The organism is Flaviflagellibacter deserti (assembly GCF_042652085.1).
GTDB lineage: Bacteria > Pseudomonadota > Alphaproteobacteria > Rhizobiales > Methylopilaceae > Flaviflagellibacter > Flaviflagellibacter deserti.
Window position 1 is genome coordinate 1,084,200 of the sequence record NZ_JBHSJF010000006.1, and the last position, 17,523, is coordinate 1,101,722.

16 protein-coding genes are annotated in these 17,523 nt (G+C 63.5%); 7 read left to right on the forward strand and 9 right to left on the reverse strand.

The annotated features are described in order from the left end of the window. The first annotated feature begins 62 nt into the window (after nt 1–62). Entirely contained in the window at nt 63–2,735 is a 2,673-nt protein-coding gene (locus tag ACFPFW_RS12225) for a glycosyltransferase (RefSeq protein ID WP_114956038.1), read from the forward strand. A 15-nt stretch (nt 2,736–2,750) separates the two neighbouring features. On the opposite strand, the gene ACFPFW_RS12230 is transcribed toward ACFPFW_RS12225, so the two are convergent. Together ACFPFW_RS12230 and ACFPFW_RS12235 are read right to left on the reverse strand one after the other, a co-directional pair. Beyond that, entirely contained in the window at nt 2,751–3,173 is a 423-nt protein-coding gene (locus tag ACFPFW_RS12230) for a BA14K family protein (RefSeq protein WP_114956037.1), read from the reverse strand. Nucleotides 3,174–3,233: 60 nt separating this feature from the next. Continuing rightward, the gene (locus ACFPFW_RS12235) at nt 3,234–3,776 is read right to left on the reverse strand and encodes a hypothetical protein (protein WP_114956036.1); all 543 of its coding nucleotides are present in this window, start codon (nt 3,774–3,776) and stop codon (nt 3,234–3,236) included. 349 nt (nt 3,777–4,125) lie between these two features. Between ACFPFW_RS12235 and ACFPFW_RS12240 the strand changes: the two genes are divergently transcribed. The 4 genes from ACFPFW_RS12240 (at nt 4,126) to pcaD (ending at nt 6,924) form a co-directional block, all read left to right on the forward strand. Next, on the forward strand, nt 4,126–4,338 hold the full coding sequence (locus ACFPFW_RS12240) for a hypothetical protein (protein WP_114956035.1): 213 nt from the start codon (nt 4,126–4,128) through the stop codon (nt 4,336–4,338). A gap of 80 nt (nt 4,339–4,418) precedes the next feature. Beyond that, nucleotides 4,419–5,183 carry an ABC transporter permease gene (locus ACFPFW_RS12245; protein ID WP_114956034.1) on the forward strand — a complete coding sequence of 255 codons (765 nt, stop codon included), beginning with the start codon at nt 4,419–4,421 and terminating at the stop codon, nt 5,181–5,183. A 19-nt stretch (nt 5,184–5,202) separates the two neighbouring features. Next, the gene (locus ACFPFW_RS12250) at nt 5,203–6,138 is read left to right on the forward strand and encodes an ABC transporter substrate-binding protein (RefSeq protein WP_114956033.1); all 936 of its coding nucleotides are present in this window, start codon (nt 5,203–5,205) and stop codon (nt 6,136–6,138) included. A 9-nt stretch (nt 6,139–6,147) separates the two neighbouring features. Next, nucleotides 6,148–6,924: a 3-oxoadipate enol-lactonase gene (gene pcaD, locus ACFPFW_RS12255; protein WP_114956032.1), complete on the forward strand. Its 777-nt coding sequence runs from the start codon at nt 6,148–6,150 to the stop codon at nt 6,922–6,924. Here the strand turns inward: pcaD and ACFPFW_RS12260 are convergent. Further along, on the reverse strand, nt 6,869–7,801 hold the full coding sequence (locus tag ACFPFW_RS12260) for a LysR family transcriptional regulator (protein WP_114956192.1): 933 nt from the start codon (nt 7,799–7,801) through the stop codon (nt 6,869–6,871). The genes pcaD and ACFPFW_RS12260 overlap by 56 nt on opposite strands. A gap of 74 nt (nt 7,802–7,875) precedes the next feature. On the opposite strand from ACFPFW_RS12260, the gene ACFPFW_RS12265 reads away from it, so the two are divergent. Further along, nucleotides 7,876–8,907 (forward strand): YeiH family protein, encoded by a 1,032-nt coding sequence (locus ACFPFW_RS12265; RefSeq protein WP_114956031.1) that lies wholly within the window; start codon nt 7,876–7,878, stop codon nt 8,905–8,907. A 4-nt stretch (nt 8,908–8,911) separates the two neighbouring features. Here ACFPFW_RS12265 and ACFPFW_RS12270 read toward each other — a convergent pair whose 3' ends face one another. The 6 genes from ACFPFW_RS12270 to ACFPFW_RS12295 all read right to left on the reverse strand — a co-directional run bounded on the left by ACFPFW_RS12270 (nt 8,912) and on the right by ACFPFW_RS12295 (nt 15,951). Next, on the reverse strand, nt 8,912–9,592 hold the full coding sequence (locus ACFPFW_RS12270) for an epoxyqueuosine reductase QueH (RefSeq protein WP_379770904.1): 681 nt from the start codon (nt 9,590–9,592) through the stop codon (nt 8,912–8,914). A 159-nt stretch (nt 9,593–9,751) separates the two neighbouring features. Further along, the gene (pstB, locus tag ACFPFW_RS12275; protein ID WP_114956030.1) at nt 9,752–10,591 is read right to left on the reverse strand and encodes a phosphate ABC transporter ATP-binding protein PstB; all 840 of its coding nucleotides are present in this window, start codon (nt 10,589–10,591) and stop codon (nt 9,752–9,754) included. Further along, the gene (gene pstA / locus ACFPFW_RS12280) at nt 10,588–11,427 is read right to left on the reverse strand and encodes a phosphate ABC transporter permease PstA (protein ID WP_114956029.1); all 840 of its coding nucleotides are present in this window, start codon (nt 11,425–11,427) and stop codon (nt 10,588–10,590) included. Before pstA ends, pstB begins: the two co-directional genes overlap by 4 nt. Before the next feature lie 4 nt (nt 11,428–11,431). After that, a complete protein-coding gene (pstC, locus tag ACFPFW_RS12285; RefSeq protein ID WP_114956028.1) occupies nt 11,432–12,415 on the reverse strand; it encodes a phosphate ABC transporter permease subunit PstC in 984 nt (327 codons plus the stop codon). 66 nt (nt 12,416–12,481) lie between these two features. After that, complete coding sequence (gene pstS / locus ACFPFW_RS12290) at nt 12,482–13,531, reverse strand: phosphate ABC transporter substrate-binding protein PstS (RefSeq protein ID WP_114956027.1); 1,050 nt, start codon at nt 13,529–13,531, stop codon at nt 12,482–12,484. Nucleotides 13,532–13,662: 131 nt separating this feature from the next. Next, the gene (locus ACFPFW_RS12295) at nt 13,663–15,951 is read right to left on the reverse strand and encodes a ComEC/Rec2 family competence protein (RefSeq protein ID WP_114956026.1); all 2,289 of its coding nucleotides are present in this window, start codon (nt 15,949–15,951) and stop codon (nt 13,663–13,665) included. Nucleotides 15,952–16,039: 88 nt separating this feature from the next. Here ACFPFW_RS12295 and gltX point away from each other — a divergent pair, with 88 nt between their 5' ends. Continuing rightward, nucleotides 16,040–17,464 carry a glutamate--tRNA ligase gene (gene gltX / locus ACFPFW_RS12300; RefSeq protein ID WP_114956025.1) on the forward strand — a complete coding sequence of 475 codons (1,425 nt, stop codon included), beginning with the start codon at nt 16,040–16,042 and terminating at the stop codon, nt 17,462–17,464. Nucleotides 17,465–17,523 lie beyond the last annotated feature (59 nt).

The window sequence follows — 17,523 nt, forward strand, 5'->3', positions numbered from 1 at the left end:
TTTTAGGTGTAATGATGCTCTCGCCCCTAGTAGGGGCTTCCCGAAAGGCAAGTTAAAGCCGCATGCGTGTCGTCCTCGCCGCTCTCGCGTTGGTCACCGGGCTTCACGCAGCCCTTTGGCTCTGGAGCCGTCCCGTCGCGGAGGCACCGGCCGCTCCCCACAAGTTCACGAGCCTTTCGTTCTCGCCCTACGGCAAGGATGAGGACGGCGAGAATGCTGACGTAAATCCCGAACAGGTTCGCAAGGACATCGCGGCGGTTGCTCCGTATACCGACGCGATCCGTACCTACTCCGCGACGCGCGGCCTCGACGTGGTCGCCCCTCTCGCCGCCGAAAAGGGCCTGAAGGTCACGCAGGGCATCTGGATCGACAAGGACGAGGTCCGGAACACCCGCGAGATCGACAGCGCGCTGGTGGTCGCCGACCGCAACCCCAACGTCAAGGCGCTGGTGGTCGGCAACGAAGTGGTGCTCCGCGGCGAAAAGACCGTCGACGAGATGGTCGCGCTCATCAACAAGGTGAAGCAGCGGACCTCGCTTCCGGTCACCACTGGTGAAATCTGGAACGTCTGGCTCGAATATCCGCAGCTCGCTTCGGCAGTCGACTTCATCGCCGTCCATATCCTGCCCTATTGGGAAAGCGTGCCGGCCGATAAGGCCGTCGACCTGACGCTCGACATCTACGAGCGCCTTCGCAAGGCGTTCCCGGGCAAGCACATCGTGATCGCCGAGTTCGGCTGGCCGTCCGCGGGCTTCAACCGCAACAATTCGACGACCGGCAAACTGCTGCAGGCCGAACTCATCCGCGAATTCACCAATCGCGCCCGTGCGCGCGGCATCGACTACAACATCGTCGAGGCCCTCGATCAGCCGTGGAAAGGCGTGCTCGAAGGCAGCGTCGGTCCCTATTGGGGCGTGCTCGACGCCGACCGCCAGCTGAAATTCCCGCTTTCCGGCGAGATCGAGGACAAGACCTTCACGCAGAGCATGATCGTCGCGCTGCTGATCGGCTTCCTGCTCTCACTGCCGATCATCGGCACGCGGCGGCCGACTTTCGCGCAATGCGTGCTCCTCGCCGGCGCGGCGAACCTCGTCGGTGCCTGGGCGGCGATCCTGATCGACCACTGGCTGACGCACTATTTCGTCTTCGGCGCCCAGATCGCAATGGTGATCGGCTCGCTCCTGCTCGCCCCGCTCGCGGTTGTGATCCTCAGCCGCATCGAGGAAATCTCGGCTATCGCCTTCGGCCGCAAGGGTCGGCGCACGCTGGACGGCCAGGATCCGGCCGTGGCGCAGACGCCGAAGGTATCGATCCACATCCCGGCCTATCGCGAACAGCCGGACATGCTGATCAAGACGCTCGATAGCGTCGCCGCGCTCGAATATCCGGACTTCGAGTGCGTGGTCGTCATCAATAACACGCCCGATCCCGAGTTCTGGCAGCCGATCGAGGAGCATTGCCGCCTGCTCGGCGATCGCTTCAAGTTCGTCAACGCCATGAAGCTTGAGGGCTTCAAGGCCGGCGCCCTGCGCCTCGCCCTGGAGCACACTGCTCCGGAAGCGACCATCATCGGCATCATCGATGCCGACTACGTGGTCTCGCCGGATTGGCTGAAGGACCTCGTTCCGGCCTTCGCTGATCCGGCCGTCGGCATCGTCCAGGCTCCGCAGGATCACCGCGACGGCGAGCGGACCGTTCTCGCCCGCCTGATGAACACCGAATATGCCGGTTTCTTCGACATCGGCATGGTCGAACGCAACGAGCAGAACGCGATCATCGTCCACGGCACGATGTGCCTGCTCCGCCGCGCGGCGATGGACGATGCCGGCGGCTGGTCGTCCGACACGATCTGCGAGGATTCCGATCTCGGCCTCACCATCCTCGAAAAGGGCTGGTCGGCGCACTACACCCGCAAGCGCTACGGCTGGGGCCTGCTGCCGGACAATTTCGAGGCGTTCCGCAAACAGCGCCACCGCTGGACCTTCGGCGGCATGCAGATCGCGGTGAAGCATCTCAGGCTGTTCAAGCCGGGCGCCTCGCGCCTCAGCGCCGAGCAGCGCCGGACCTATCTCATCGGCTGGCTGAACTGGATGGGTGCGGAGGCTATTGGCGTCGCCATCGCCATCATGAACCTGATCTGGGTTCCGGTCATCGCGTTTGGCGGCGTCGCCATTCCGGAAGCGGTGCTGACGATCCCGATCCTGTTTGGCTTCGCGATCTATCTGATCCACTTCTTCTCGCTCTATCAGCTGCGGGTACGCCATCCCTTCTTGTCAACGATCGGCGCGTCGATCGCCGCCATGGCGCTGCAGTTCACCGTCGCCCGCGGCGTCGCGGAATGGGTGGTGAAGCAGCACATGCCGTTCATCGTCACGGCCAAGGGCGGCAAGGGAGTGAAGGCGCGCAAGTTCCCGGCGCGTTGGGAACTCGGACTGGGCAGTGCTCTGGTCCTTGGCGCAGCGTTGGTTTGGGGCACGAACTTCGTGAACGTCCGCGAGACGAACATCTTCGCGCTCGTTCTCCTGGTTCAGTCCCTGCCCTTCCTCGCGGCCGCCGGGCTTGCATGGGTCGAGGGTTCGAAGCTCAACGATCCGGCGTTCATCGCGGCGAAGACGGCCCGTCTCGCTGGTCTCGGAGGTTTCGTCCGGCGTCGCGCGCGCGACGCGGCTGCTCCTGTCGTGGCGGAGCCGGCATCGGCTCTGGCGAGTTCGCGCGACGACGTCGCGACGGTCTGAGATCGACCGCGCCTGTCAGCGACAGGCGCGGGTCACCCCGTCATATCCTCGGTAACTACCCGTCGCTGCGTTATAGGTCCTGTACCGCGTACATCTCGGAGCTTGCGCCATGCGCGTCGACGTCCGGCGCACGCGTTCATTTGACCGCGTGGGTTCCGGCTTGGCTTCCGTAGAGGATTTGGCTTCCGGAGCGGGCTTGGCTTCTTGAACGGACATGTCTTGCCCGTTCGATAAGGCCGGCTCGCCCCTGACGATGTCGAAAGTCTGTTCGACACGTGCGTCACGTCCGCTCTGTATGGGGAGCGAGCCAGGGCAGCGCATCTGGCTCGCGCTTTCGTCGAACCAGCAATCGAGATGATTGAATGTGGTCTGCGCGAGCGCATTGCCGCCGAAGCACTGGACTGCGCAGGCGAGCGCCAGTTTCACGATTGTCGACATTTGAACCTCCCAACCAGGAGCCGTGGCGCCAGCCGTCGCGCAACGAATTTCAACTCGATCTCAATTTGCCACTCCGACCTTTCGAAGCGCATCGCGAAGCGTCGATTCGGAGGTGACGCTCTTCGCGTATGATGCGTACGCCGACTGGCACCAGGCCTGGCTAAACTTCAGATCGTCGACGGCCTGCTGGAGCCTGCTCAGCGCGGCCGTACTTTCCACGAAGGCAGCGTTCAGATCGTCGGCTCCAAGGCGCGCGACGAGCGTATTCGCCAGCGCGTGGCTTGCGAAATCGACCTCGATCTGCGCGTCCCGGAGCGCCTGATAGGCATTCTCCAGACCGTGTTCGGCGGAGACGAGGACCTCTGACGTTTGCTCCAACATCTTGGTTGCAAGGCGCAAATCGCGCGCGCCCCGCTCGATGCCATCGATCGGGCTCGGTCCGCCCCCCGATGTAGGCATTGTTGGTTCGACAGTTTGCGCAGTCAGTTTGAGCAACGCTTCCAGGCTCGGCCGGTCTTCCGCCTCGTGGTTGACCGACCCCTGGATATCGCGAAACAGCGCTTCATCGTCGATCTGAGGACCATCAATTCGTACAACAGACATAGACGCCTCCCCGTAAGACCATGCGACCTTACAGTCGAAATATGCCGCCGCAACTTTGAGTTGACTATATAGTTAAGTCTGGATCGGCGCAAATAATCATAAAACCGGATTGATCGTGCATAGAAGGCGGCTTCCTTTGATGCTGCCCGTCCGCTTCTGAATGCCTGATATTCTGGTGTTCGTTCTAAGGATTATTTTTGTCGAATGTAGTCGCCGCCCCGATACTGAAATCCTGACTCCAGCGGTACGGCCTCAAGGCCGCGAAACCTCGGAACTGCATGCTGTGAAGCGGCATTTAGTTTCTGAGAAATGAAGTCCCGCGACGCGGGTACTTACGGAGAATGAGGCAATGAGACATGGATTGATCGCCGGCATCGCCGCGATCGCGATCGCCCTGGCCATGGGCGCGTTGCTTGCGACTTGGGACGGCGGATCCGGCCCGAACAGCGCCGGCCTCTCCACGCGCGAACCGATGCAGGAAGGCCGTGCGGCGACGACCACGGATCCTAACGGTCCCATGAGGCCAAACCACAACGAGCCAGCTACTCCCACGCCGCGTTGATTGATCCCGCTTGTGGGCTGACGAGCCGCACCGTACACGAGGCGCTCGGTCATCCTGACCGGGCGCTTTTCTTTGTGCGAATGAATTTCAACCCTGCAGCAGCTTTGCGTGGCCTGATCACGGCGATCGTTCTGATCGCCATCTGGTATGCGGCCGTGCGACTGTTCGCGCCCCCACCGTTCATCCTGCCCGGACCGGAACGCGTCTTCGCCACGTTGATCTCTGACTGGCGTTACCTCCTCGGGCAAGCCTCGGTCACTCTTGCCGAAATCGTCCTCGGCCTGATCGTCGGCACGTTCATCGGCGTCGGAATGGCCTTGCTGGTCGCCACATCCGGCTTCGCCCGCCGCTGGGTGTTGCCGCTTTTGATCTTCTCGCAGGCGCTGCCGGTCTTCGCGATCGCGCCGCTCCTCGTCGTGTGGTTCGGTTTCGGGCTCGCCTCGAAGATCGTGATGACGACGATCATCATCTTCTTCCCGATCACCTCGGCCTTTCAGGACGGCCTTCGCCGCACCGATCAAGGCCTGCTCGATCTCGCCCGCCTCAACGGCGCATCGCGCCTAACCACGTTGCGACTCATTCGCGTGCCCGCCGCCCTGCCCGCTTTGGCCTCCGGCCTGCGCGTCGCGGCGGCCGCCGCGCCGATAGGAGCCGTTGTGGGAGAATGGGTTGGCGCATCCGCCGGTCTTGGTTATGTGATGCTCTACGCCAATGCCCGCGCCCAGATCGACGTGATGTTCGCAGCCCTGCTCATCCTCGGCCTGGTCGCGGCGTTTCTCTGGTTCGCGGTCGATGCCCTCCTGGCGCGGCTGATCCCCTGGTCCGAACAACGCCGTCCGTCCTGACGGCTTCGCGGAGTACTCGATGTTGCGTTTCGCCGCCGCCCTGGTCGCTCTCGGCCTGTCGCTGACGCCCGCCGCCGCGCAGGACAAGCTGACTATCCTGCTCGACTGGTTCGCCAATCCAGACCACGCGCCGCTGGTCGTTGCGAAGGAAGGCGGCTTCTTCGCCAAGCATGGCCTCGAGGTCGAGCTGATCGAACCAGCTGATCCGAACGCGCCGCCGAAGCTCGTCGCCGCCAGGCAAGGCGACATCGCGGTCACTTACCAGCCGAACCTCTATCTCCAGATCGAGGAAGGCTTGCCGCTGAAGCGCATCGGAGCACTCGTCGACACCCCTCTGAACTGCCTGATGGTCAAGGAAGACGGCCCGATCAAGTCGATCAAGGATCTCAAAGGCAAAAAGATCGGCTATTCGATCTCGGGCTTCGAGGACGCGCTTCTCGGCGTCATGCTGGAGAACAACGGCCTCTCGGCAAAGGACGTCGAGATGGTCAACGTCAACTTCTCGCTGACGCCTGCCGTTCTCGCCGATCAGGTCGACGGCGTCGTCGGGGCCTTTCGCAATTTCGAGCTGACGCAGATGCGCATCGCAGGCGGCAAGGGCCTCGCCTTCTACCCGGAAGAGAACGGCGTGCCGCTCTATGATGAGCTGATCTACGTCGTGCATTCCGATGCCGTCGGCGATCCGCGCATGAAGAAGTTCATGCACGCGGTGCAGGAAGCGACGATCTTCCTGATCAATCATCCGGACGACAGCTGGAAGCTCTTCCTGAAGGCCTATCCGAAGCTTGACGACGCCCTGAACCGCGCTGCCTGGGTGGACACCCTCCGCCGCTTCGCCAAATCGCCGGCCACGCTCGATCGCGCCCGCTACGACGCCTTCGGCAAGTTCATGAAGGATCGCGGGCTGATCAAATCGGTTCCCGCGCTCGACACCTACACAGCCGAAATCCACTGAGGTCCGATAATGGCATTCGCTGAAAACGACGGCGTCCGCCTCTTCTACACCGTCGACGGTCCGGCCGACGCTCCGGCCCTGATGCTCTCGAACTCGATGGGCACGACGTACCGGATGTGGGAGCCCCAGCTTTCCGACTTCGCCGAGCGCTTCCGCGTCATCCGCTACGACCGTCGCGGCCATGGCCAGTCGGACTCGCCGCCGTCACCCTATTCGCTCGAACAGCTCGGCGCCGACGCGCTTGCAATCATGGATGCAGCCGGCGTCGGCCGGGTGAACTGGCTCGGCCTGTCGATGGGCGGCATGGTCGGCATGTGGCTCGCCACCAATCATCCGGATCGTATCGAGAAGCTGATCCTCTCGAGCGCCGCCACCTTCATGGGTCCGCCGGAACTGTGGGACGGCCGCATCAAGACCGCGCAGAGTCGCGGCATGGAAGTGCTCGCGGCACCGACCATGCAGCGCTGGTTCACGCCGGACTTCCTGAAGAACAGCGGCGACAAGGTCGGCGAGATCCGTGAGCAGTTCCTGCAGACGACGGTCGACGGCTTCTCGGGCTCGTGCTCCGCCATGCGCGACATGGACCAGCGCGAGACCATCCGCGCCATCACGGCGCCGACCCTGGTCGTGGTCGGAGCCGAGGACCAGGGCACGACGCCCGCTGAGGCAGCCTTCATCGTCAGCCGCATCCCGAACGCGAAGGGCGTCATTCTGCGCGGCTCGCACATCATCAATGTCGAGGCGCCCGAGGCGTTTTTGACCGCTGTGCTGGATTTTCTCGGCTAGGCTTCGGGATCAGGGCCTCGAGCGCCCTGGCGGCCTTCGTGCGGTAGCGTTCCTTGTGCCAGAGCATCCAGAACATGCGGGCGGGCAGATCAATGCCCGCTCTGGCCAGCCGTCCTGCCTCCAGATCGTTCGCGGCGACCATCTCGGACATCACGCCGGCCAATTTCCCGGCCTGCACGGCGGCCCGTACCGCCTCGTTCGACGGCAGCGAGAGCGAGACATCGAGTTCCTGGCGCGGGATGCCTATCGCTTCCAGGGCGTCCTCGAACAGCGCCCTTGTGCCTGACCCCTGCTCGCGCATGACCCAGCGCCCATGTCGGAGATCGTCAGGCTTGAGTAGCCGCCCGTCCGCCCAGTGGTGATCCGGCGAAACGACGACGATCAGTTGGTCCGACGCGACGGATTTCATCGCGAGCACCGGCTCGTCCACGTCGCCTTCGACGAAGCCGACATCGGCCGAACCCTCAACGACCGCGCGAACGGCCTCCGTCGTATTGCCGACAGCCAGACTGACATAGACCCCCGGATAGGCATCGTGGAACCGGACGAGCAGTTCCGGCACCCAATAGCTGGCAATGGTCTGGCTGGCGTGAACCGCGAGGCGTCCGCGCTTCATTCCGCCGAGCTCGGCAAGCGCCAGTTCCGCGCTCTGTGCCTGCGCGAGGGTCGCCTTCGCCGCCGGAAGAAACACCCTCCCTGCTTCCGCCAGTTCTATGCGCCGCCCGACGCGATGAAACAGTTCGGCCCCATGCCGTTCCTCGAGCGCGCGGATGGCATGGCTGACAGCAGACGGCGTCATGTTCAAAGCCTCGGCAGCGCCGGTCAAGTGCTCCCGATCGGCGACGGCGATGAAGATGCGGAGCTGATCCAGGGTCATCGTTCGATTTTTTCGAACGGAATATACGATATTTGTCGATGGATTGAACAGAGATGCCATTCCACATTCTCGGAATGGCAATAGCGGATCATGCGTCGGACGTTCGAACCGGCACCGGCAACGCCCTTCCCGGGCTCATTCTGTGCGTGGCGGTCGCGTGCGCTGCCGCGATGTTGTCTGCGATCGAGACCGCTATTCTGGGGCGGGCCTGGCTCGACGCGCTGCCTGTCGCGATCATCCTCGGTGTCGTGATCCGCAGTTCAATTCGCCTCGGCCGACGCTTCGACCGTGGCATCTGCATTTCGTCGAAGACCGTCCTTGAGATCGCGGTTGTGCTGCTCGGTGCCTCGATCGATCCCGCTGCAGCGCTCGCGGCGGGCCCGATGCTTCTACTCGGCATCGTGCTGGTAGTCGGACTGTCGATACCGCTGAGCTACGGCGTCGGGAGACTGCTGGGCCTGAAGAGCACGCTTGCTATGCTGATCGCCTGCGGGAATTCGATCTGCGGCAATTCCGCGATTGCAGCGACCGCTCCGGTCATCCACGCCGAAGGCCGAGACGTTGCCTGTTCGATAGCCTTCACCGCCATTTTGGGCGTCGCCGGGGTTCTGTTGCTTCCGCTGCTCGTCCCTGCGCTCGGCTGGTCCGCGAACCAGTACGGCGTCTTCGCCGGTCTGACCGTCTACGCCGTTCCGCAGGTTCTCGCCGCGACGGCTCCGGTCTCTGCCGCGAGCTTGCAGATCGGCACCCTGGTCAAACTGGTCCGCGTCCTGATGCTCGGCCCGGTCATCGCGACGCTTGGCCTGCTATACCGAGAGAAGGAACAGCGCCGACCGGACCTCGCGCATTTGCTGCCGTGGTTCATCGCCGGATTCCTGGTGATGTTGGCCGCGCGGTCCTTCGGTTTCATTCCCGAGGGCGCGCTGCCGGTCCTGTCGGGCATCTCCTCGGCACTCGCCGTCATTTCGATGGCCGGGCTCGGACTGAGCGCTGATATCCGATCGCTGACGCGCGTAGGCGGCCGCGTACTGGCCGCCGCTATCCTGTCCTTGGGAATTATCGGCGTGCTGAGCTACGGGCTGATCGTGCTGCTCGGCATCGACTGAGCCGTTACTTGCCGCCCTGTCCGTCAGCATCCTTGCCGTAGTACATCACGCCGAGCTTGATAGGCTCGCGGCCGCGTTCGCGGCGGGAGATGTTGGTGTCTCTCAGAGAATAGACGCAGCCGCAATATTCCTGCTGGTAGAATTCTTCGCGCTTCGAGATCTCGATCATCCGCGAGGAGCCACCGCCCTTGCGCCAATTGTATTCCCAGTAGGTCAGGCCCTCGTAGCGCGCCGCCGCACGCCGGCCGCAGCCGTTGATCTGATTCATGTCCTTCCAGCGCGAGATACCGAGCGAGGACGTGATGACCGGAAAGCCGTTCTCGTGAGCGTAGAGCGCGGTCCGCTCGAAGCGCATGTCGAAGCACATCGTGCAGCGGGCGCCGCGTTCCGGCTCCCATTCCATGCCTTTGGCGCGAGCATACCAATTGTCCTTGTCATAATCGGCATCGACGAACGGAACATTATGCTTCTCGGCGAAGCGAATGTTCTCGTCCTTGCGCAGCAGATATTCGCGCTCGGGATGGATGTTCGGATTGTAGAAATAGATCGTGTAGTCGATCCCGGACGCGAGCATCGCCTCCATCACCTCGCCCGAGCACGGGGCGCAGCAGGAATGGAGAAGCACCTTCTTGGCGCCACCTGGCGTCTCAAGGACCGGGCGCTCGATGTCCAGGATGTCCGTCATGGGCGCGGCATAACACAATTGCCTTTGGAGCCCAACGGCTCGGCGCCACTTGTGTTCCGGGGCGACGCGAAGCGTCGAGCCCGGAATCCATACAAACCGCAAGCGCCGCGGAGTATGGATCCCGGACAGCGGCTTTGCCGCTTCCGGGACATGGAATAATCAGCCGAAGCGGCCGGTGATGTAATCCTGCGTCTTCTGCTGGCTCGGATTCGTGAACACCTTCTCGGTGGTGTCGAATTCGATGACGGAGCCGAGATACATGAAGGTCGTGAACTCCGACACGCGCGCGGCCTGCTGCATGTTATGGGTCACGATGATGATCGTGTACTCGCTCTTCAACTCCCCGATCAGCTCCTCGATCTTGCCGGTCGAGATAGGATCGAGTGCCGAGCACGGCTCGTCGAGCAGGATGACTTCCGGCTTCACGGCGACGCCGCGGGCGATGCAGAGACGCTGCTGCTGACCGCCGGAGAGGCTGAGGCCGGAGGCGTTCAGCTTGTCCTTGACCTCCGACCACAGGCCGGCGCGCTTCAGCGCCGAGACCACACGATCCTCGAGCTCCGACTTCGGCAGCTTCTCGTAGAGTTTGATGCCGAATGCGACGTTGTCAAAGATCGTCATCGGGAACGGGGTCGGCTTCTGGAACACCATGCCGATCTGCGCGCGCAGCAGGTTAAGGTCCTGGCGCGGGTCGAGGATGTTCTTGCCATCGAGCAGAACCTCGCCCTCGGCGCGCTGGTTCGGATAGAGCTCGTAGATGCGGTTCAGGACGCGCAGCAGCGTCGACTTTCCGCAGCCCGACGGGCCGATGAACGCCGTGACGGTGTTCTCGTAGAGCGGAAGGTTGACCGTCTTCAGGGCCTCGTGCTCGCCGTAGTAGAACCGCATATTGCGGATCGAAACCTTCTCGCGACGATTGGTGACCCGGTTGACCGTCGATCCGATCGACGGCTGGGCGGCCGTGGTGTCAGCGGTTTCGGCTACAAGCTGTTCGGTCATGACCCGCTCCGGGACGTGAGGATTCGTGCCGCGATGCTGAGGCTCAGCACGGCGAAGGTGATGAGAAGAGCGCCCGACCAGGCAAGCTGCTGCCAGCCCTCGTAGGGGCTGAGGGCGAACGAGAAGATGGTCGCCGGAAGGCTGGCCATCGGCGCATTGAGATTCGTGCTCCAGAACTGGTTGTTCAGCGAGGTGAACAGCAGCGGCGCCGTCTCGCCGGAGATACGGGCGATCGCGAGGAGAACGCCGGTGGTCATGCCCGCGCGGGCCGCGCGGTACGCGACCTTGCGGATGACCAGCCAGCGCGGCGCACCCAGGGCGGACGATGCTTCGCGAAGCTGGTTCGGCACCAGAAGCAGCATGTCTTCCGTCGTCCGGACGACGACCGGGATCACAATGACCGCGAGCGCGGCCGCGCCGGCAATCGCCGAGAAGTGCCCCATCGTGGCGACGAACAGCTCGTAGATGAACAGGCCGATGACAATGGACGGCGCCGACAGGAGAATGTCGTTGATGAAACGCACCACTGTCGTCAGCGTCGTGTGACGACCGTATTCGGCCATGTAGGTACCGGCCAGGATTCCGATCGGAGTACCGATCACCACGGCGATCCCGGTCATGATCAGGCTGCCGACGATGGCGTTTGCGAGACCGCCGCCATTGCCCGGAGGCGGAGGCGTCGATTCCGTGAACACGGCAAGGCTCAGGCCGGCGAAGCCATTCCAGAGCAACGCCCCGAGGATCAGAACGAGCCAGCCGAGGCCGATGACGGCAGCCGCGAGCGACAGCGTCATGTAGATCTTGTTGCGGACGCGACGTCCTGCGTAGAGGTCCATGGTCTCAGCCTCCCGACATCTTCTCGAGGCGCAGCAGCATCAGGCGCGCGCAGGCGAGAACGATGAATGTGATGATGAAGAGGATCAGGCCGAGTGCGATCAGCGAGCTTGTATAGACGTCGCCGATAGCTTCGGTGAACTCGTTGGCGATCGTGGCCGAGATCGTCGTGCCGGGCTGCAACAGCGATTCCGAGATCCTGTGCGCGTTGCCGATGACGAAGGTGACCGCCATGGTCTCGCCGAGCGCGCGGCCGAGGCCAAGCATGATGCCGCCGACCACACCGATCCGCGTGTACGGAAGCACCACGTTCTTGACGACTTCCCAAGTGGTGCATCCGACGCCGTAGGCAGCTTCCTTGAGCACCGGCGGGACCGTCTCGAAGACGTCGCGGGTGATCGAGGTGATGAACGGCAGAACCATGATCGCCAGGATCAGGCTCGCGGTGAGAATGCCGATACCGTAGGGCGGGCCGGCGAAAAGGCTGGACAGGACCGGAATATGCTTGGTGGCGTTGATCAGCCAGGGCTGGAGCGTCTGCTGCAGGAACGGCGCGAAAACGAAGAAGCCCCAGATGCCGTAGATGATCGATGGGATGCCGGCGAGAAGCTCGATAGCAATGCCGATCGGGCGGCGGAACATCGGGGGGCAGAGTTCGGTAAGGAAGATCGCGATGCCGATGCCCAGTGGCACGGCGATCAGCATGGCAATGAGCGATGTAACGATGGTGCCGTAGATCGGGGCGAGAGCGCCGAATTTTTCGGTGACCGGATTCCAGCTCTCCGTAGTCAGGAAGCCGAAGCCGAAGGCGCGAATTGCCGGCATCGAGCCCACGACAAGCGACATCATCACGCCGCCGAGGATCACCAGGACCAGGATCGCCGCGGCCTGCGTCGAGCGGTGAAACAGGACGTCCGCTAGCGTGAACCGGCGAAGCACTTTCTGCCGGTCGTCTCCCAAAGCCACGTCCGTCAAACTGATCTCCGCCATTTCAATCCCCATCCCTTAAGCGGAAGGCGGGACCGCCCGGAGGCGGTCCCGCAGATCGTGTTCGGATCAGCCGCCGAAGAGCGGCTTGCCTTCGACCTTGATGTCGTTCGTCCACTGCTTCTTGATGCCGGCAACAACGGCGTCCGGCAGGACGACGTAGTGCAGGTCGTCGGCGAGCTTATCGCCGTCGGCAGCATAGGCCCAGTCGAAGAACTTCAGGGCTTCGCCCGCGGCCTTCGCATCAACCGGCTGCTTGTACATCAGGATGAAGGTAGCGCCCGTGATCGGCCAGCTGCCATCACCCGGCTGGTTGGTCAGGATCAGGTAGTTACCCGGAGCCTTCGACCAGTCGGCGTTCGCGGCCGCAGCCGAGAAAGCGTCCGAGGTCGGAGAAACCGTCTTGCCGGCAGCGTTCACGAGCGAGGCGGTCGGCATCTTGTTCTCGAGAGCATAGGCGTATTCGACGTAGCCGATCGCGCCCTGCGTCTGCTTGACGGTGTTGGCGACGCCTTCGTTGCCCTTGGCGCCGATGCCAACCGGCCATTCGACGGAGGTAGCGGCACCGACCTTGTCCTTGAACGTCGGCGAAACCTTCGAGAGATAGTCGGTGAAGAGGAAGTTCGTGCCCGAACCGTCCGAACGACGGACGACGGCGATTGCCGTGTCGGGGAGCTTGGCGCCCGGGTTCAGCTTGGCGATGGCCGGATCGTTCCAGGTCTTGACGGTGCCAAGGAAGATGTTGGCGAGGGTCGCGCCGTCGAGAGCGAGGTTCGAAACGCCTTCAAGGTTGACGACCGGAACCACGCCGCCGATGACGGTCGGGAACTGGATCAGGCCGGCTTGATCGAGCTCTTCCGGCTTCAGCGGGGCGTCGGACGCACCGAAGGTGACCGTCTTCGCCTTGATCTGCTTGATGCCGCCGCCCGAACCGATCGACTGATAGTTCAGGGAAACGCCGGTCTTGGTCTTATAAGCATCGGCCCACTTGGCGTAGATCGGGGCCGGGAACGACGCGCCAGCGCCGGTGATTTCCTGAGCCTGCGCCGCAGCGGCGGCCACGAGGGCGGCAGCAACGATCACGGCGGACTTGAGCGCGTTTTGAGCGACGTGCTTCATCTTGCCTCTCCTGTGTTGGGTGGCGCCCACCACGATGTCGCGACGGGGCTTACTCGCAGAGACTTGGTCGCTGCGGTCGGGGCGCTTGTAGGAAGGCTGGATGACAGGTTGATGACAGCCTTGGCACGTTGTCACAGACCATCGTCAGTGCTTTCGGAATCTTCGACAAACGCACCGGATGACATGTCTATATTTCTAGACAACACTTCGCTCTGTTGGGGTGGCTGGACGAAGGGCGGACCGTCCGGGACCCTTCGCTCGGCATGCCAGGCCCGAACCCCGAGACCGCGAGAGCGGGTCATCGCCGGCAGGCCGCCTTCCCTCAAGGAGACCGTGATGGCTCCATCCTCGGCCAGGTCGCGCCCATCGATCACGAGAGCGGTATCCCGGCAGCCAGGTGGAGCGATCAGCCGCGTAATGACTATGGCAGCCCGCCGGCAATCCTCCCGGAGGCCGGCATAACTCCACGTCAGCGAGACCCAACGTCCGTCCCGCGACCGCATGGCGCAGCCGAGACGATCGCAACGTACGCCATCGGATGCGCTCTTGTCCCGGACGGACCGGCTATCTCCGTCGGCAGCCAGCCAATTTTCGGCGGCGAAGCTCGCGAATCTCACTCCTGCCAGATCGAGCGTCCCGTCCGGCCCACGGACCGCGACGGCCTTTCCCTCGGCGTCCACGTAGATATCCGGACGCGGTGGATCCGCGGCGAGCATGACGCCCAACACGACCGGGATCATGCCGAGCCAGCGCAGCCTCGTGCTCCAGATGGCAAGCCAGCAGAGCCCGCCGGCGAGCGCCAGAACCGCCCAGCCTGAAAAGGCCGGCACCACCACGGTCGAATATGGCCACGTTGCGATCTCGCGCGAGATCACCAGCAGAAGCCCGATCCCATATCCCATGATCTGCCAGGCCACGCTGTCGAGCCCAACGGGATAGAGAACGAGCCCGATCAGCGCCCACGGCATGATCAGAAGGCTGACGATCGGCAGAGCGAGAAGATTGCTCGGCAGCGCATGGACCGCGATGCGCTGGAAGTGAAAAGTCCCGAACGGCGCTGTGGCCACGGTCGCCGCGACGGTGGTCGCGACGATCGCCGCAAAGTGACGATGAATGAAGCCGGTCAGGCCCCCGCCACTGCTGCCTTCACCTTTTCCAGCCGACCGCCCCTCATACCAGGCTACGATCGCCATCACTGCGGCGAACGACATCTGAAAGCTCGGTCCGAGCACGGATTCAGGCACCAGAACAATGGCGCACAGCGCAGCGAGTGCGAGATTGCGCATCGTGACCGCCTGTCGATCAAGGATGACGGCCATGAACACGAACGCCACCATCACGAAGCTGCGCTGCGTTGCCACCTCGCCTCCGGACAGCGCGAGATAGAAAGCCGATCCAATCAACGCGACGACTGCCGACCACTTCTTTATCGGCCTGCCCAGCCCGATCCCCGGGATGAGCGTGAGTGCGAACCGGACAACAGCGAACAGCGTGCCGCCAAACAGCGCCATGTGCAGGCCGGAGATCGAAATCACGTGATAGAGGCCCGCCGTCCTCAGCGCGTCGTTGGCGCCCGACGAAATCTCGCCGCGCTGACCGGTCACGAGCGCCGCGGCAATGGCTCCGCTGTCGCCCGGCACCGTCGCGACGATCCGGGATGTGATCCGATTGCGAATATTGTCGATCGAGATTGCGGCGCGCTGCCGGAAAGTCAGCGGTGCAGGTGCCAGGACAGTCAGAGCTTCGGGATCGCTGCCGACCGCGCCAATGCCCTTGAAGAAAGCCTCACGGCCGAAATCGTATCCGCCCGGCCTCACGGGTCCGGGCGGCGGCCGCCACAATGCCTCGAGCGACACCCGGCTGCCCGCCCTCGCCCCGCCAAGATTTCCCACCGTCACGCGAACCCGCGCAGGTCTCGCGTCCTTGGACAAATCGGACAGAGAGTCGAGCGCTATTACGATCCGATGACCGCGCGGGCGTGGTTCGACGCTCTCGATGATCCCCGTCGCCAAGCCCCGCGTCGTCGCCTGCAGGATCGGGGCCTTGATCATCTCGACACGCATGGCCGAGGCGAAAAATCCTCCGCTCAGCGCAACGGCGGCTGCAGCCAGAAGAAAGCCGGCTTCCCTCGATCGCGCGAGGAAGGCGACCAGCAGGCTGACGGAAAAAGCCGAGACCGCCGCCCATAGCGCTGGATCGGTGTCGGCTTCGAAGAACGTCAGCACGCCGCCGATGGCGAAGACCGGCAGCCAGAGGAAATACCGGCCGCGATCGCGTTCATCGCTCAGCAGTTTGTGAAAGCCGGTCCAGAACCCATCAATGGCGCCGCGGAGATCGAAACCGGAGGAGGCGCGCGCCCGGGTCTGCGTCGCCGCAATTGCCCGCCCGCGATCGTTCGGATCGTGATGCCCCTGGCGCAAGCCGTTCCCCTCAGCCCGTCCATCATGCTACACGACCGCGCGCCGCTGCCTATGCCGGCCGGCATTTCCTGGAAATCGAAATTCGCCCATGTCCGATCCCGTTGTCGTCCGTTTCGCGCCCTCCCCGACAGGCTTCCTCCATATCGGCGGAGCGCGCACAGCCCTGTTCAACTGGCTCTTCGCCAAGTCGAAGGGCGGCAAGATGCTGCTGCGCATCGAGGATACGGACCGTGCTCGCTCGACCCAGGAAGCGATCGACGCCATCCTGGACGGCCTGACCTGGCTCGGTCTCGACTGGGACGGCGATCCTGTCTTCCAGTTCTCGCGCGCCGACCGCCATCGAGAGGTGGTCGATCAGTTGCTCGCGACCGGCAAGGCTTACCGGGCCTACGATACGGTGGAGGAGCTCGACGCGATGCGCGCCAATGCGCTCGCGGCCGGCAAGCCGCCTCGCTACGACGGGGGCTGGCGCGATCGCGATCCGTCAGAGGCCCCCGCTGACATAGCTCCCGTCATCCGGCTGCGCGTCGAGAATGCCGGCGACACGGTCGTCGAGGACGCCGTCCAGGGCACTGTCACCTTCCCGAACGCCGATCTCGACGACCTCGTTCTGCTGCGCTCGGACGGCACCCCGACCTATATGCTCGCCGTCGTCATCGACGACCACGACATGGGCATCACGGACGTTATCCGCGGCGTCGACCACCTCACCAATGCCGCGCGCCAGATCCAGATCTACAATGCGCTCGGCTGGAAAGTGCCGCACATGGCGCATATCCCGCTGATTCACGGTCCGGACGGCGCCAAGCTGTCGAAGCGCCATGGCGCACTCGGCGTCGAGGCCTATCGCGAGATGGGCTACATGCCCGCCGCGCTCCGTAATTACCTCGTTCGCCTCGGCTGGTCGCACAAGGACCAGGAGATCTTCTCGACCGAGGAGATGATCGCGGCTTTCGGACTGGATGCCGTCGGACGCTCGCCGTCGCGCTTCGATTACGACAGGCTGGAGAATCTCAACGGTCATTACGTCCGCGCCACGCCGGATGACGAGTTGGTAGAGCAGTTCGCGGCGGCTCTTCCATATTTGCAGGGCGGACCCGCGGCCAAAGCAAAGCTGGATGCAGGCCTATGGGACAGCTTCCGCGCGGCACTGCCGTCCATGAAGGAGCGTTCGAAGAACTTCAACGAGCTTCTCGACAATGCCAGCTTCCTGCTCGTCGACCGTCCTTTGGCGCTCGACGATAAAGCGCAACAGGCGTTGTCGCAGCCCGGTACACGCGACCTCCTGAAGCGCCTCACAGAGCGGCTCCGGGCGCTCGACACCTGGTCCGCGGAGGAAGCAGAGTCAGCAGTTCGCGAATTCGCGACGGCCGAGGGAGCCAAGCTGGGACAGGTCGCGCAGCCGCTTCGCGCGGCCACGACTGGGAAAATGGTCTCCCCTCCGATCTTCGAAGTGTTGGCGATCCTGGGTCGGGACGAAAGCCTCGCACGCCTAGCGGATCAAGCGGTTTAGCCGACGGTCATGATTGCGCGGCTTGCGGGAGGCTTTGATTTGCCTTAGCAAAAAAGGGC